This is a genomic window from Flavobacterium branchiicola, from assembly GCF_018383905.1.
Lineage (GTDB): Bacteria > Bacteroidota > Bacteroidia > Flavobacteriales > Flavobacteriaceae > Flavobacterium > Flavobacterium branchiicola.
Window position 1 is genome coordinate 582,245 of sequence record NZ_JAGYWA010000001.1, and the last position, 15,143, is coordinate 597,387.

Genomic DNA, 15,143 nt, shown 5'->3' on the forward strand with positions numbered 1-15,143 from the left:
TTTTTCTTTAAGGATAATTGCCTTAATTGATGATGATTGATTTCGAAAATTCTCCTTCGGTAGTGAGTACTTTTATGATATAGATTCCTGCCGTTGGGATACTTGTAGTAAACGAGAATTCTTTTTTCAATTCTGGATTTCGCAATTGCGTTATCAAGGTTCCTGCGCTATTAAAAATTAATACCATTGCTTCTGAGGGATCATTTAATTTTACATTAATAGTAAAACTTGCTCCTACTTTTGAAGGGACAGGAAATACAGTAAGATTGTCTGTAACAGGTGGTATTACAGGCGGTAGAATTTCTTTACATTCTGGCGCAGTAAGGGTTACTTTTTGCACTACTTTGCTTGTTGTGGCATCGCCTTCTGTTAAGGTATAATTGGTATATGAGCCCCAATACAATTTGGTTGGACTGGTTACAAAACCAGTATGCGTAAAATTGTAAATTGAATTGTCAATGGACTCTATAGACAGGTAGGCATAATAAGAAAGATTTACATCTGCCGGGGCAATGTTTTGACTTCCTACTACAACATCATTAACTGTACAACGAATAATACCATTCTGCATCTCTAGCTTTATACGACTTGGCTTGCTTAAAGTAGCTAGAACTTGGGCACCGATTACTCCTCTATTCCAGAAATACAGCTGGTTTTCTTTAACTACTACTCCATAAACTTGTGCTGTTGTTGGAGTGACTTTCTGAATGGTAAACCCAATATATTTGTCTCCTGTAAAATCGATTAAAGTCCACTCAATGCTTCCGTTATTTCCAGCTTGTAAAGCAGGACTTGCTGTAACAGGACTAAGGCTAGAATTATTAGTAGTTTTTAGAAAATTGGTTCCGACCATTTCTAGTGTCAGGTCGTAGTTACCAGCTGGTAAATTTTCAAGGTTCTTTTTGGGTTCATAAAATGTCCCTGTCTGTTCGACCTGAGTTGTTCCTGTTTTAGAAACGGTATATTTATATCCGGGAAGCCCTTCTTTTATTTCTATTTTAATTTTTCCATTCTGCTGTAAAACATCATTTAAACAAGTTGGATCATCGCCTTCTACTAATGCAATGAGGCGGGTCGAGGCATCCTTGTAGCCAAAAGTAAAAACGTCTTTACCATTGCCATCTGCATCCCAAAATACATTGTTGAATATTATTTTTGATCGATTGGAATCAATTTCGCTTACCGGATAATATTCTACGTCATCTATCAAAAAATTACCTGTTCCTGATCGATCAATAATCAGATAACTTCTGTCTTTATTAGTCGAAAATTCTGCAGCTCTAGAGCCGTAATAAGAAAGTTCTACTTTTGAGCCGGTAGCAGCAAAACCTCCATGAATTACTTTAAGCGAGTAATCAACTGCTTTTTTCTCTAGTGATACGATACCAAAAAATTGTTTATCGACATCGGCGGGCAAAATGGAGAGCTTTCTTCCGTAAATTCTTTCACTAGAAGAATTAAAAATATTTACATAAACTTCATTTTCTCTTTTTTCGATAGTAACTTTATAAGAGGTATAGACTGAGGCTACATAAACAGGTTGTTTTGTGTTTTCTATTAAATACATTGCTCCACTTGGATCCACTCTTACTCCGTAATCTAATGGCCCCGCCACTCCTGTATTTGCGCCAAATTTTACAAACACAGTGCTTCCTGAAGCCGAAAGTTTAAACTCTAAGTATCCGTTTTTTCCCTGCAAAGGCGTTTTGGTTACACTTGTACCTGTTGTTGAGGCTATTTTATTTGTAAAAGTGGTCTGTCCTAGTTCTGATATTGTTTCAAGCCCTGAATTATTAAATCGTAATATCTTTTCTTCATCTGTAGGCGGCAACGTATTGGTAACAAGTTTCCAAGTTCTTCCCATTCGTTTAATTCCTGCAACTCCTCCGCTATTTGTTGTACTTAGAACACCATTATCATCTCCCCACAAATAAGCATTCTGATTGTTGAGAATATTAGCTGTAAATTGCCCCATGGCTAACAACTTATACGATGAAGATCTGTCACGGTAGTTCGTTTCTTCAAATGAATCGTATGTATCTGAAAAATAAGGATCCTCTTCATAACTTGTGGTAGAAAAGGTTTGATTTAAACCGCTGTGATCATCTCTTAATATACCCGTAATACGATTATTAAATTTTGAATTGGCACTCCAGTCCCAGAGCAACTCATCGTCGCTAGAGATATAAGAGTTATTAAGACTTATACCGTATTTTATAGCCAAATAGGTCTCTGCTTTTCGGCGCTCGAGCGGTGTTAAGATGCGGCTATACACTAATAATTCAGGTATATAGCCGCGAAAATTATTATCAAAATTAGTAAGAGAATAAGTAGAAAGTCCGTTTGCTCTGTTGAAATAAGCAGATCCGAAAGTCAAATTTGAAGTTTGATCATCTCCCCAAACCGAAATATTGGGCTGCTGGTACTGATAGTATGAAACTATTTTTAAAGCACGTTCTCTATATTTTGCAGTAGTTCCTTCACTGTTATCGGCTTTGCGATATAAATCTTCTCCTTCTGTACTTCCGTAATCAAGAATATCACCACCACGTTCTGCACTATTTACAATTTTGTCATTGGTAATCACAGTTCCTTCGTCTGGACGTCCCGTAATTCCAAATAAAAGATTTTGTGAATCATATAGTGTGTTCATATGTCCAAAAAGTCCAATTACGGTACCTTGTGATAAGGTGGTTTGTTTTAAAAAAAACTGAATGCTTTTACCATCTAAATATAGCCCTGGGTTAAAATTAAAACTGCGGACAATACCAGAAGAATACTCATTTGTAGTATTCCATAGGTTTAACTTGGCCTCATTAAAACTATAATCTTTCCAGTTAAATACTGTATTACTTACCCTGTTGGTTTTAAACCAAGCTTGTGCTCCATCGACACCACCAGGTGCCATGTAATACCATTCCTGTGTTCCTTTGACGCCTCCAAGTATCTCTTGCTGAGAAAATGCAGTCAAATTGATACCTAAAACCAATATCAAAACGAAAATGCTGCTTATTTTTTTCATATAATTGAACTGAATCTGTTATACATGGCATTGTAGCCAAGATAAATTTTAACAAAATTTTCCTACAATTTTAAGTTTTTATTTTGAAATAAAAAACAAATATGTAAACTTTATCTTACTTAATTTTTAAAAAGCATAAAAAAAGCTTCTAAAATATTTCTATCTTAGAAGCTTTTTTATATTGATTGTATTTAAATTTTAATTAACTGATCGTCATCGCCTTTATAAATATATAATAAGTTTATTTTTAAATATCGAGATAAATAATTCAATTAAAACAAAAAAAGCACTTCGAGTTTGAAGTGCTTATATATTTATTGAAAATCTAAAATTAGAAATTTTTAGAAACACCAATAGAAAATGACTGTCCGAAATTAAATTGAAATGTCTTCGCTTCACCCGACATGCCGGCAGCATAATCAACATTTAAAGCTGAATAATTCAGCCCTCCGATATTAAAGTTTAATCCAAAACCTTTTTTAATATCGATATAAATCGCCGGCGTTAAACTTGCATAAAATCCGTCGCTATCATTGTAAGTTTGCCCAGTCGTATTTTTAAAGGTTTCTTTTCTATTTTTATAACCGAGACCTAAATCTGCATATGCTGAAAAAATACCTCCCAATGGTTTAGAGTAACGCAAAAATCCTCCAAGATTATAAACATGGTCTTTATAAAGACTTCCGTCACTTAAATCATTTTTGGCATTTGAAATATTACCTTCAATACCAGCTGTCCAATTTTCATGAAACTGATAACCAACCTTCGGCTGAAAACCAAAATAATTTTGCGTGCTTTCATAATTCGAATTTGAATCTTTTTGCGAATTATACATGACACTACCCATAACTAAAACTGAGCCTTTTTGAGCATTTGCAAAACTGAACATCGCCAGTGCAACAATAACTAGAATTTTTTTCATATGTGATATTTGTTAAATTTGATTAATTAATTTAACAAGAAAGATGCCATGAAATAAGCTTTGGCATTTTATTAACATAAAAGACAAGTTTATACAACAATATAAGTTATTTTTAACAATCCCAAAAAAAAAGCACCCCAATTTGGAGTGCTTTCTGAAATTGAATATTTAACTTAAGATTAGAAGTTTTTAGAAACTCCAATGTTAAATGCTTTACCAAAATTAAAATCGAAATTTTTGTATTCTGGTCCGTTGTTATCGTAGCTGATAGTGTTGTAACCTAAACCACCAATGTTGAAGTTTAAACCAAAACCTTTTTTCATGTCAATGAAAAGAGCTGGAGTTACACCAATATACATACCATCACCTTTTGCAGTTGTAGTAAGCGGACCTGCATAAGTTTTGTCTTTTTCACTTTGGAAACCAGTTCCTAACTCAGCAAAGAAAGCAAAAGTTTGATTCAATGGCATTGTGTAACGTAAAAAAGCTCCTAATTTAGTAGTGTTAAATCTATTTTCGTTTGTTCCTTGTTTTGTTTTTTCAGAACCAAAAGAAGCTTCACCTCCTACAGTCCAGTTTTCGTGAAATTGGTAACCTACTTTTGGAGAAAAGCTAAAATCATTGTTTTTAACTTCATTGTTTCCAATTGTTCTAGTGTTTGAAGTATAACCAATACTTCCACCTACTAAGATTGTTCCTTTTTGAGCGTTTGCAAAACTGCAGATAGCTAAAGCAGCCATCACTAAAATTTTTTTCATTTGGGATTTTTTTAAATTTAACATTCCTTTGACAACAACAATGCCACGAATTACGGGGGTGTTATTTTTTTTTTAGTACTACTTTAAAAGATAAAATGTAGTAATCAAAACTATTTCTGTTTATTTTTGTGGCAAATAAAAAGTCATGTCGATAGAAGTAAACAACATATCAAAAAGTTACGGAACTCAAAAAGCGTTAAACGAAATTTCATTTTCGATTCAGAAGGGAGAAATTGTCGGATTTCTGGGGCCAAATGGAGCAGGAAAATCTACTTTAATGAAAATTTTGACGACTTATTTATTAGCCGATAGTGGCTCAGCCCTTGTAAATGGTCACGATGTCATGACAAACGCAAAAGCGGTGCAACAATCTATAGGGTATTTACCAGAGCATAATCCGCTGTATCTGGATTTGTATGTTCGTGAGTATTTGGCTTTTAATGCCGATGTTTATAAAGTAGCAAAATCAAGAATTGAAGAAGTAATTCAACTGACAGGACTGACACCGGAAAGCCATAAAAAGATTGGGCAGCTCTCAAAAGGATACCGCCAGCGTGTTGGGCTTGCGAATGCTTTATTGCATAATCCTGATGTTTTAATTCTTGATGAACCAACTACAGGTCTGGATCCTAATCAGTTAATGGAAATTAGAAATGTGATCAAAAATGTTGGGAAAAATAAAACCGTTTTTCTGTCAACACATATCATGCAGGAAGTCGAAGCAATTTGCGATCGTGTCATAATTATTGACAAAGGACAAATCGTGGCCGACAACAAATTAGACCATTTAGTTGCTACAAATAAAGAGCAAGTTATTGAAGTTGAGTTTGATTACAAAGTAGAAGAACAGCTTTTAGCTAAACTTGAAAATATTTCTTCGTACGTAAATACTCATGACATGACCTGGGAACTTACTTTTGTTACCGAAAAAGACATGCGCCCGGCAATTTTTGATTTTGCCAACGAAAATGGATTAAAGACTTTGCAATTGAATCAGAAGAATAAAAATCTTGAAGCTGTGTTTAGAGAAATTACGAAATAGGTTTCAGGTTTATTCAAAATATATTAAAACCTGTTTATTCTTTATCAGAATAAACAGGTTTTTCTTTTTTTAGTCCTTTAGTTTATTTCTTCTCTAAACAAAAGATCATTTCTTCCTAATTATTAACAACTCGTTATCAAACGATTGGCATTTCATTGGAAATTTTTATTTATTTTTATTTAGACTTGATATAAATAGTGTTATATTTGCTTTCTGAAACCCAATATTTACAAGCAAATGCAGTCAGTAGTTTATTCTAAAATCAATTTTCTGAATTCCATTTTAAGCTCAATTGAAAATAGTATAAGGAAAATTTCAGATAAAATGGAACAAATCATTTTACAGTAACAAAAAGCCTGTCGCAAAAATAAAAGCCAAATACTACATGAAAAATATCATTACCTCGATGATGCTTGCCTTTTCTGTTTATTCTTATTCGCAAACTGAGAAAGAAACAGATAGCATTGTTGAAACCTCTATAAATGTTTTAGATGAGATTGTTATTACCAAAAAGAAAGTTTTATATACTCAAAAATCAGACAGACTAGTTTTTAATGTGGAAAACAGTATAGTTTCTGAAGGCGGAACCGCTCTGGATGTTCTATCACGAGCGCCAGGTGTTATCGTTTCTCAGGATGGCGATTTGTCTATTCGTGGGCAACAAGGTGTTGCGGTGATGATAAATGGTAAATTAACGCAGCTTTCGCAGAAAGAACTTGCCAATTATTTAAAGTCAACTACCTCATCAAATATCAAGCAAATTGAAGTGATCACGAATCCTTCTTCTAAATATGATGCAACCGGAAAAGCCGGAATTATTAATATTATTTTAAAGAAACCAGGTACAGGCGGATTAAAAGGAACTGCATTTGCGAGTTATGGCAGAGGCCGAAAAAACAGAACTAATTCTGGTGTTAATTTAAGTTACAACAAAGATAAATTTGGGGTTTACGGAAATTACAGCTACACGTTTAGAGGTGAAGAAGAGCGCAAAGAGTTTGATCAGATTCAGTATACAGATGTTACACGCCAGCAAATTTCTTCAAAGAATCATCAATCTTCGATTACGGATGAACCGTTGACTTCAAATAATTTTAAGATTGGAACTACTTACGAAGTTTCGCCTAAAACCAATTTAGAAGTTTATGTTGATGCCAAACTGGGTCGTTATGAAAATAGTGCAAACGGTAGAAATACGCTATTAAATGCATTAGACCAAACACAATTTGATGCATCGACTTATAATGACAGTAAAGAAAAATGGAACGATTACACGTATGCCTTTTCTGGAGTTCATAAATTTAATTCGGAAGGAAAAAACATGTCTTTTGATTTTGAATATGAAACGTCAAAATTCAGATCGAATCAGTTTCAGAGTGCAAAAAATATTAATCCTTCAAATGCAAATAATATTGCGGACAGAAGAGGCTATATTCCGTCGCAATTAAGGGTTTTTACAGGAAAAGTTGATTTCACCAATCCATTAAAAGAGAAACAATCTATTGAATGGGGATTTAAAGCTGGCTTAAAAAACAATGATAATCCGTCTGTTTATGAATATTACGACAATAATCAATGGGTTATTGATCCCAATTCGACCAATCATTTTGAATATAAAGAACAGATTTATGCGGCTTATGCCAATTACAAATATCAAATTGGAGATTTTAATATTCAGGGTGGTTTGAGATCTGAATATACTGCTATCAACATTCTTCAAAAAACCTTAAATGAAGAACATGCAGCTGATTATTTGAAATGGTTCCCGAGTGTTTCAATGAAATATGAATTAAGCACCGATCATTCTTTACATACATCTTACAGCAAAAGAATCAATCGCCCAAGTCAGTTTGATCTGAATCCGTTTCGTTTTTATGATGATTCGTTCAACTATTCTCAGGGCAATCCAAATTTGGTTCCTGAAATCACACATGCCATTGAAGCGGGATATGCGTGGAAGAGTGCTTTTATGGCTTCGGTATATTTTAATACGACTAAAGATGTTTTTACAGAAGTTTATAATTATAATCCTGAAACTAACACCACTGTAACGTCACAAATAAACATTTCAAAATCGTACAATTATGGTGTAAACATCACGCATTCGGCTGAACTTTATAAATTCTGGTCGGTAAATACGTTATTTAATGTTTTTGAAAACCGATTTATGGGAAATGTTTTAAATTCTACTACTATTGACCCAATTGTGACTTTAAATTTAAATGTACAGAACTCTTTTACTTTATCTGAAAGTTTAAAAGCAGAGATGAATGCTCAATATCAGTCAAAATCTAATTTAGGCATTTACGAAAGGGATTCTTTCTTTGATTTTAGCATCGGCCTTTCAAAACAAATCCTTTCTAACAAAGGCAATATCAAGTTTAATATTACCGATATTTTCAACACTAATAATTTTCACATTAATTCAGTCATAGCGCAAACGAGTCTCAACAAGAAATATGATCTTGATAATCGCGTTGCAACACTATCTTTTACCTATAGAATCTAATATTTTGAATCTTTAGTTTCCTTGTTTTTGTTTTTTTTTTTGATGGAACTGAGCCTGCCTAATAAGCGGGCTCTTTCTATTTTTGCACTTTTATAACGTTACGTTTCCCATAGTTGAAATCACTGGCTATGATTAAATTCGGCAACATCAATATAAATGGAAGGCTTTATTTTGTTTTCTCTTTATTATTAGACGTGAAAAAGCCTTTTGCAGAATACTATTCCAGGCAAAAGGCTCTAACAACTAACTAACAAAAAAAACCAAACAAAAATTTATAGTTACAACTTCGATTTCTGTTTTTTCTTTCTTCCCCACCAAATGTAAAAACCTGTTACGGGCAAACTGGCGCATATTAAACTGGCAGTGAAATATATAATCTTAGTAGATAATCCGCCAATAGCGCCAATATGAAGACTATAATTGGATCTCATTAACCAATCTGAAAATCGTTCGTTACCGATATACTTTTCTGATTTGGGCAGTAATTGAAGTGTTTTAGCATCAAAATATAAATCTCTCCAAATACCTTTATACATATCTGTACAGGCATAAAAATCATCTTTTGGATCATCGGGAAAATGTATAATAACTGCTTCTTTATTTTCTTTGGCAATCTCCGTTCGAACTTTTTTCCATATAAAATCGGCCGCTGCGAGCTTATCTAATTGTTCTGCGGATAAATGATCTATTTTAAGAGGAATCGTCTTTTCTGTTTTTTCTTTTTCAGTAACCCAGCCGCCACTTATCCAGTAAGTACTTTCACGAAGCCAGTGAAAACTCATTAATAATCCGGTAAAAGAAATCAGCACTGCCAAAATAAGTGCATAGAATCCCATTACATTATGCAAGTCATAATTGAGACGTTTGAATTTTGCGTCCCATTTTATTTTAAAACTGTTTTTAATGGTCGTTTTATTCCATTTTTTTGGAAACCAGAGAATCAGTCCGCTTATCAGTAAAAAGAAGAAAATAAAGGTTGCCCAGGCTGTTATTTGCGATCCAATATCACGGTCCAGCCAAAGATTGCGGTGTCCTTCATCGACAATATGAAAAAAATCTTCATGATCTACCATTCCGGTAATCTGACCGTTATACGGATTTACATAAATCAAAGAGTCTGATTCGATATCTACTTTTATTGATTTATCTAAACCATTATACCAAACGCCATGAATTTCTTTATTGGGCAATGCTTTCTGTACAGCGGCATAAATCTGAGATGGTGGTAATAATTTCTCCGCACTTTGGGCTTCAACATTTAACCAGGGAGAAGTTAATGCTTTTATTTCCTGTTCAAAAACAAGAATGCAACCTGTAATGGCCATTATAAAAACAATTATTCCCGATGCGAGTCCGAGCCATAAATGCAACCAGGCATTGATTTTACTAAAACGTGATTTTCCTTTATTTGGAGGTTTATTAGAACGGCTTTTAAAAATATTCATTGAAAATTTAATTTGAGAAGAAAATTATAACAGACAAAAATCTAAAACATAAAATGGCCTAAGCATTACTTTCATAATACCTCAGGCCATTTTAAAACTATTTATTTAGTAAGTAAGTTTACCAATTGTTGGCAAATAAAGACCTTCTTTAATAAGGGCTCCAGCTTTTGCAACACCGGTAGCAATATCAATTTGATACACACGTGCTTCATTTCCGGTAACAAAACTTTTATATGCTTTTCCGTTTTCTACAAACAAACTTCCAACTCCAAAAAATTCATCTCCGCCGTGATCCGGTAAACCTGTTACAGCAAGAATAGTTTTGACTGATAAATCTAAAATAGCCGATTTGAAAATTGTTTTTGTATTAAGGAAACTGTAAACTGAATTTGCAGCATCAACATCATTCTGAATATAAGAGATGAAAACTTTTTCTCCACCTAACGGATAGGCTGCCAAAACTTTTCCTTTTAAAGTACTTGCTTCAATATCAAAGAAGTATCCCGGATCGAACTTAGCATCTCCTTTTTTGATACGTAAAACTCCAGAAGTAGCCGCTGTAACAGGATAACCTCCGGCACGGGCATTTGAAGAAAATGTGTAAATATCTCCCGACTCTGTCTGAACAATTCCAGTATTGGTGTAATAAATTCCAATTGCAGTTGTTCTGGTGTCTTTTATTGTCGTTACATATTCTAAAGATGGGTATTTATAAACTCTCACAGTAGCATCAGACGATAATACTTTATTTGTTCCGTCGGTTACATCTTTAGTATATACTGGTACAAAAAGTTTATCTCCCGATACTGCAGCTCCTGTTGGCCAGTATAAAACCTTCTTATTGTCTGCGCTTACAGCAAAATCATTAAACTTACGTGCTTGTATAGAAACAGTTGCCGGATTGTAAATCATCAATTCATAATCAGAAGAACTTCCGTCCCAGGTTGCTCCAATGTTGATTAATTTTTTATCATCTGTATATCCAACAGCGTACGAAGATTCAAAAGCAAGTTTTCCTCCTTGTACCAATTTCCCTGCACTGTTAAGGCTAAACGAAGCAGCTCCTTCGTCATCTGTGCTCAATGCAAAAAATGTATTATCGATAGGAAAACAGCTTCCACCCTGCTCTATTCCCACTCCTTTTGCACTAATCTCACCAGTCATTAACTGATCTGTAGAAGTAAAATCAAGAATATACTGTGTGTAATCGTCCAACCAATATGAGGCAACATATTTAGTACCATTTACAGTTGGTTCAGTCGAAGGGGAATCACTATCACTACTACATGAAAAAATAGATAGCGACAGACTAGCTAATGCAAAGCATTTTGCGAATTTGTTTACAAACATGATTAAATTTATTAAGGGTTATTATTATTTAATTATTGAAGAAAATATCTGAACTTAACTGAAAAAGCTCTTCCTGGTTTTTGAACTTTAAAGTAGTCGTAGACCTTTACATCTGTGATATTTCGGCACTCAAAAGCCAGGTTGTATTTTCCGTTTAAGAACGAATAAGCAATCATTGCATTCTGAGTAAATTGCTCCGGAATTGCTTTTTTAGTTTCCAGATTTCCTAAAACCGGCCAGGTCAGATAAAAAGCGTCGATGTAATTTGCACTTACATTCACAGAAAGTCGGTCATCGTGATATTTGATGTTTCTGAAATTAAAAGTCAGATCTGCATTCCCAAAGAAGATGGGAACGTTTGGCAATTGTGCATCATACAAAGCATCCGGACTGGTTGTTCCCGTTTTGAATTTATTCTTGTTCAGGCTTTTTTGATAAGTTCCGTTTATTTCGAAAGTAAGCAGCTCTTTATATCCATATCTAATAACACCGTCAACTCCTGTAATTTGTACGTTTTGAAGGTTTTCGAAAACTGTTTTATCTCCTTCTTGTTTTTCTCTGATAAAATCTTTTGCTTCTCTGTAGATTAAACTGGTTTCAACATTGAAATGATTTTTGTTTTGCTGTGTTAGAAATGCCAGTCCTAAATTGGCATTGTCGCTGCTTTCCGGTTTCAGACCAATATTGCTGTTTACAGTTAAACCATCACCCAGCATTTCGGTCGCTGATGGCAGTCGATAGGCGTGTTCGTAAGATCCTTTTATTTGAAATTTATCTGATAAATGATAGGCTGAAGTCGCTCCATATCCATAATTTGTTGACGCGGCAGACTGGGTAATTGAATTGGAGATCATTTTAGTAGACAAATCATACATTTTACCAAAAGCTGAAATGGCCAATCGGTTATCCAATCCGCTGAAATTGTAACCAAAACCTAAAATATTTTTATCAATACTTGGTTTCCCAAGCTCAACAACCTTTAAATATTCATCGGTTTCTTTACGAGTATATCCTAAATAAGTATAATTAAAAGCTACAGAATGTTGCTTATTTAATTCGTATTTTAAGTTTGATGTTACTTGTGAATTGAATTCATCATACACATAGATCGTCTTGTTACCCAACTCTCCTTTATCATTGGCTCCTGCAAATTGTCTGTACACATAATTTCCGGTCCAGTCGTACACTCTCGAAGAAGTATCTACAGAACGATTGTTTACTAAAGCATACGTGGTATTAACATTCAGCGATAAACCTTTAGTAAAAAGATTGTCTTTTTTATATTTTAAAGAAGTAATAAAACTTTCACTGTCTGTAAATGCCTGACCAACGACTTTCTGCATGGTTCTTCCCTGCTGAATTTCTTTTTTATTTCCGGCAACAGCAAAACCAACAAGTAAATAATCTGCAAAACTTTTGTTTTTAAATCCTGCTTCGGTCATTATAGTTCCAGACTTATAAGCATCATGAAAGTGCTTGTATTTCTGCTCCGGCAAAAACTTTGAAGTATTTTTATCTACAACACTTACATCTACTTTGTAATCGTTATCAGAATAATTGGCAAAAGCATTAATATTGGCAATAAAGCCATCTCTGCCCGAAAATCTCGTATTAACTGCTGCTCTGTGTGTGTTAAATGAACCGTAACTGTAAGAAGCATCAATATAGCGATTCACATTTTTGTTGGTTACAATATTAATCGCTCCGCCCAATGCGTCTGCGCCCAATTCTATTGGAACAACACCTTTGTAAACATCAATTCGTTCGGCCATATTAACCGGAATATTATTTAATGTAAGTGCAGAACCATAACTATCCATGGGAACTCCGTCCAGAAAAAACTTAACCTGATTTCCTGAAAATCCATTCAACGAAAAATTGAAAGCCGATCCTAAACCTCCGTATTCACGTATACGCACTCCGGTTGTTTTATTCAGAACCTGATTTAAATCTGCAGAGGTATTGTATGTTTTTTTAAGATCTACCGCTGTAATATTATAAGCCTGTTCACGCACTCTTTGCACTTTAGATTTTCCTGTTACAGCAACTTCATTTAAAGCTGCCATATCTTCCTCCATCGTAATATCCTGTTTCGACTGAATGCCCTGCTTTAAAAAAATGGCAGCTTCCGTGGTTTTATAACCAACATGCGTAACGATTAATGTGTAATTACCTGCTTCGGCACTTATTCTGTATTCTCCTTTGATATTGGTTAATGTGGTATAAACCGTTCCTTTTAAAACTACCGAAACTCCTTCGGCAGGTTTTCCCTGACTGGTAAAAATGACTCCGTTTAAACTTGCTTTGCTTTTTTGTGAATACCCTTGAAGTGAAGTGAATAGAATTGTAATCAAGAGCAATAATCTACTTATTTGCATCAGATAAATTTTGGTTTGAAAATTAAATTTCAACAAAATTAAGCCCTCCGAATAGTTTTTCCTAATTATTTTTAATTATTCTAAATAAGAATAGTAATTAACTTTTTAAATTAGAAATCAATAAAAAATACCAACATTCTTAACTAAAAAAAAACCTTATCTTAAGATTTGCTTAAGATAGTTAAATAGAAAAGTTAATTTTTTAAGCTGCATTTAACTCCAAAATTTGAAAAATGGCATAAAAAAAGCCCATTTACAAAATAAATGGGCTTTTAAAAATGCTATATTTTATTAGATATCCAGATCCAAAAGTGTTTCTTTCATCTCTTCGATAATAATTTTAATATCATGCTCGGTGGTACGCCAATTTACAAAAGACGCTCTGATTCCTTTACGATTTTGATAAACTGTTGGTGTCATAAATACTTTTCCTTTATCATTTAAGCGTGCCAAAAACTCACTTACATTTTCCTGATTGTGATTTCCTTTTAATGTAAAACAAACATTATTGAGACGTATTGGTGCCATTAATTCAAAACCTTCTGCTTCAATCAATGCGTTTCCAAAATGAAGCGCCAATGCTGTACTGTTTTCAATAATATCTTTATATCCCTCTTTTCCATACGCTTTTAGAGAAAACCATGCCGGAAGTGCTCTTAATCGTCTGGAATTTTCTGGTAATACATTTAAGTAATTAAAATTCTCTAACGGATTGCCTAAATAGGGTGCATTAGAATTCTGAAAAGTTTCAATTTGCAAACTTACATGTTCTTTCTTAATGAGATAAAAAGCACTTTCATAAGGTACATTCAGCCATTTATGACAATCAATTGTAATACTGTCCGCTCCTTCCCAACCTTCAACCAAATGTTTAAATTTATCTGAAACGGCCGCAAAACCGCCAAATGCAGCATCAATATGCCACCAGAAATTGTATTTTTCTCTCAACTTACCAATTGCTGTAAAATCATCAAAGTCTGCTGTATTTACAGTTCCCGCACTCGAAATCAAAATAAAAGGTTTGCCGTTTAGCTGTTTGATTTTTTCTTCTAAATCTATTACATCAATTGCTTCACGATTTCCTTCTATCGTTTTTACAACAGTATAATTCTGGCTCCCAATTCCTAACATCGATAAACATTTTACAGAAGAAGAATGTGGTGTCGCCGTTAAAATATGAATCGTTTCTGAAATTCCCTCTTTTGCAAAATCCTTTCCTGATTGTTTTCCAAACCATTGTCTGGCAACGCCCAAACAAGTGAAGTTTGACATTGTTGCTCCGGTAACAAATCCGCCTAAAAAAGTATCCGGCAATGCTAACAACTGCAGTAATAAGTTAATCGTTTCAAATTCTATAAGTGCCGAAGCTCCGCCTTGCGCTTTTATTGCCTGCGTGTTTTGATCGTATATTGAAGCTAACCAATCGCCAGCAATAGATGCGGGTGTAGAACCACCGGTAACAAATCCTAAATATCGGGGACCGGGAGACGAAACCATTAAAGGCGCTAATCTTTCATTAAATTCTTTCAGCGTTTCTAATGATCCTAAACCGAATTCATTCAGCATTTGGTTCGGGTCAGTTGTTGCTTTATTTGAAGTGGAAATTGTATCCAGATTATTTAAAAATTCAATTCCCTGTTGTTTTGCTTTTTCTAAAATATTCTCGAAATCATTAAGATCCTGTTGTAATATTGAATTCATAAGTTTATTGTATTAG

General features: G+C 34.0%; 9 protein-coding genes. 2 read left to right on the forward strand and 7 right to left on the reverse strand.

The window, feature by feature from the left end; translation table 11 throughout:
* Window positions 1–22 precede the first annotated feature (22 nt).
* The 3 genes from KHA98_RS02460 to KHA98_RS02470 all read right to left on the reverse strand — a co-directional run bounded on the left by KHA98_RS02460 (window position 23) and on the right by KHA98_RS02470 (window position 4,702).
* Window positions 23–3,022, reverse strand: coding sequence for a T9SS type A sorting domain-containing protein (locus KHA98_RS02460; RefSeq protein WP_213254908.1), 3,000 nt, complete (start codon window positions 3,020–3,022; stop codon window positions 23–25).
* Between the two features lie 331 nt (window positions 3,023–3,353).
* Complete coding sequence (locus tag KHA98_RS02465) at window positions 3,354–3,944, reverse strand: outer membrane beta-barrel protein (protein ID WP_213254910.1); 591 nt, start codon at window positions 3,942–3,944, stop codon at window positions 3,354–3,356.
* Window positions 3,945–4,123: 179 nt separating this feature from the next.
* Window positions 4,124–4,702, reverse strand: coding sequence for an outer membrane beta-barrel protein (locus KHA98_RS02470; protein WP_213254912.1), 579 nt, complete (start codon window positions 4,700–4,702; stop codon window positions 4,124–4,126).
* Window positions 4,703–4,847: 145 nt separating this feature from the next.
* Between KHA98_RS02470 and gldA the strand changes: the two genes are divergently transcribed.
* Both gldA and KHA98_RS02480 read left to right on the forward strand, forming a co-directional pair.
* Window positions 4,848–5,744, forward strand: coding sequence for a gliding motility-associated ABC transporter ATP-binding subunit GldA (gldA, locus tag KHA98_RS02475; protein ID WP_213254914.1), 897 nt, complete (start codon window positions 4,848–4,850; stop codon window positions 5,742–5,744).
* A 385-nt stretch (window positions 5,745–6,129) separates the two neighbouring features.
* Window positions 6,130–8,253, forward strand: a complete 2,124-nt coding sequence (locus tag KHA98_RS02480) for a TonB-dependent receptor domain-containing protein (RefSeq protein WP_213254916.1) — start codon at window positions 6,130–6,132, stop codon at window positions 8,251–8,253.
* Window positions 8,254–8,531: 278 nt separating this feature from the next.
* On the opposite strand, the gene KHA98_RS02485 is transcribed toward KHA98_RS02480, so the two are convergent.
* The 4 genes from KHA98_RS02485 to KHA98_RS02500 form a co-directional block, all read right to left on the reverse strand.
* Window positions 8,532–9,698: a PepSY-associated TM helix domain-containing protein gene (locus KHA98_RS02485; RefSeq protein WP_213254918.1), complete on the reverse strand. Its 1,167-nt coding sequence runs from the start codon at window positions 9,696–9,698 to the stop codon at window positions 8,532–8,534.
* A gap of 105 nt (window positions 9,699–9,803) precedes the next feature.
* A complete protein-coding gene (locus tag KHA98_RS02490) occupies window positions 9,804–11,048 on the reverse strand; it encodes a DUF4374 domain-containing protein (protein ID WP_213254920.1) in 1,245 nt (414 codons plus the stop codon).
* 32 nt (window positions 11,049–11,080) lie between these two features.
* On the reverse strand, window positions 11,081–13,426 hold the full coding sequence (locus KHA98_RS02495) for a TonB-dependent receptor (protein ID WP_246522119.1): 2,346 nt from the start codon (window positions 13,424–13,426) through the stop codon (window positions 11,081–11,083).
* A 291-nt stretch (window positions 13,427–13,717) separates the two neighbouring features.
* Window positions 13,718–15,127 carry a pyridoxal phosphate-dependent decarboxylase family protein gene (locus KHA98_RS02500; RefSeq protein WP_213254922.1) on the reverse strand — a complete coding sequence of 470 codons (1,410 nt, stop codon included), beginning with the start codon at window positions 15,125–15,127 and terminating at the stop codon, window positions 13,718–13,720.
* Window positions 15,128–15,143: the final 16 nt, after the last annotated feature.

Coding starts and splice junctions, on each gene's coding strand:
- KHA98_RS02460 (WP_213254908.1), bottom strand. CDS start 3,022: ATGAAAAAAATAAGCAGCATTTTCGTTTTGATATTGGTTTTAGGTATC.
- KHA98_RS02465 (WP_213254910.1), bottom strand. CDS start 3,944: ATGAAAAAAATTCTAGTTATTGTTGCACTGGCGATGTTCAGTTTTGCA.
- KHA98_RS02470 (WP_213254912.1), bottom strand. CDS start 4,702: ATGAAAAAAATTTTAGTGATGGCTGCTTTAGCTATCTGCAGTTTTGCA.
- gldA (WP_213254914.1), top strand. CDS start 4,848: ATGTCGATAGAAGTAAACAACATATCAAAAAGTTACGGAACTCAAAAA.
- KHA98_RS02480 (WP_213254916.1), top strand. CDS start 6,130: ATGAAAAATATCATTACCTCGATGATGCTTGCCTTTTCTGTTTATTCT.
- KHA98_RS02485 (WP_213254918.1), bottom strand. CDS start 9,698: ATGAATATTTTTAAAAGCCGTTCTAATAAACCTCCAAATAAAGGAAAA.
- KHA98_RS02490 (WP_213254920.1), bottom strand. CDS start 11,048: ATGTTTGTAAACAAATTCGCAAAATGCTTTGCATTAGCTAGTCTGTCG.
- KHA98_RS02495 (WP_246522119.1), bottom strand. CDS start 13,426: ATGCAAATAAGTAGATTATTGCTCTTGATTACAATTCTATTCACTTCA.
- KHA98_RS02500 (WP_213254922.1), bottom strand. CDS start 15,127: ATGAATTCAATATTACAACAGGATCTTAATGATTTCGAGAATATTTTA.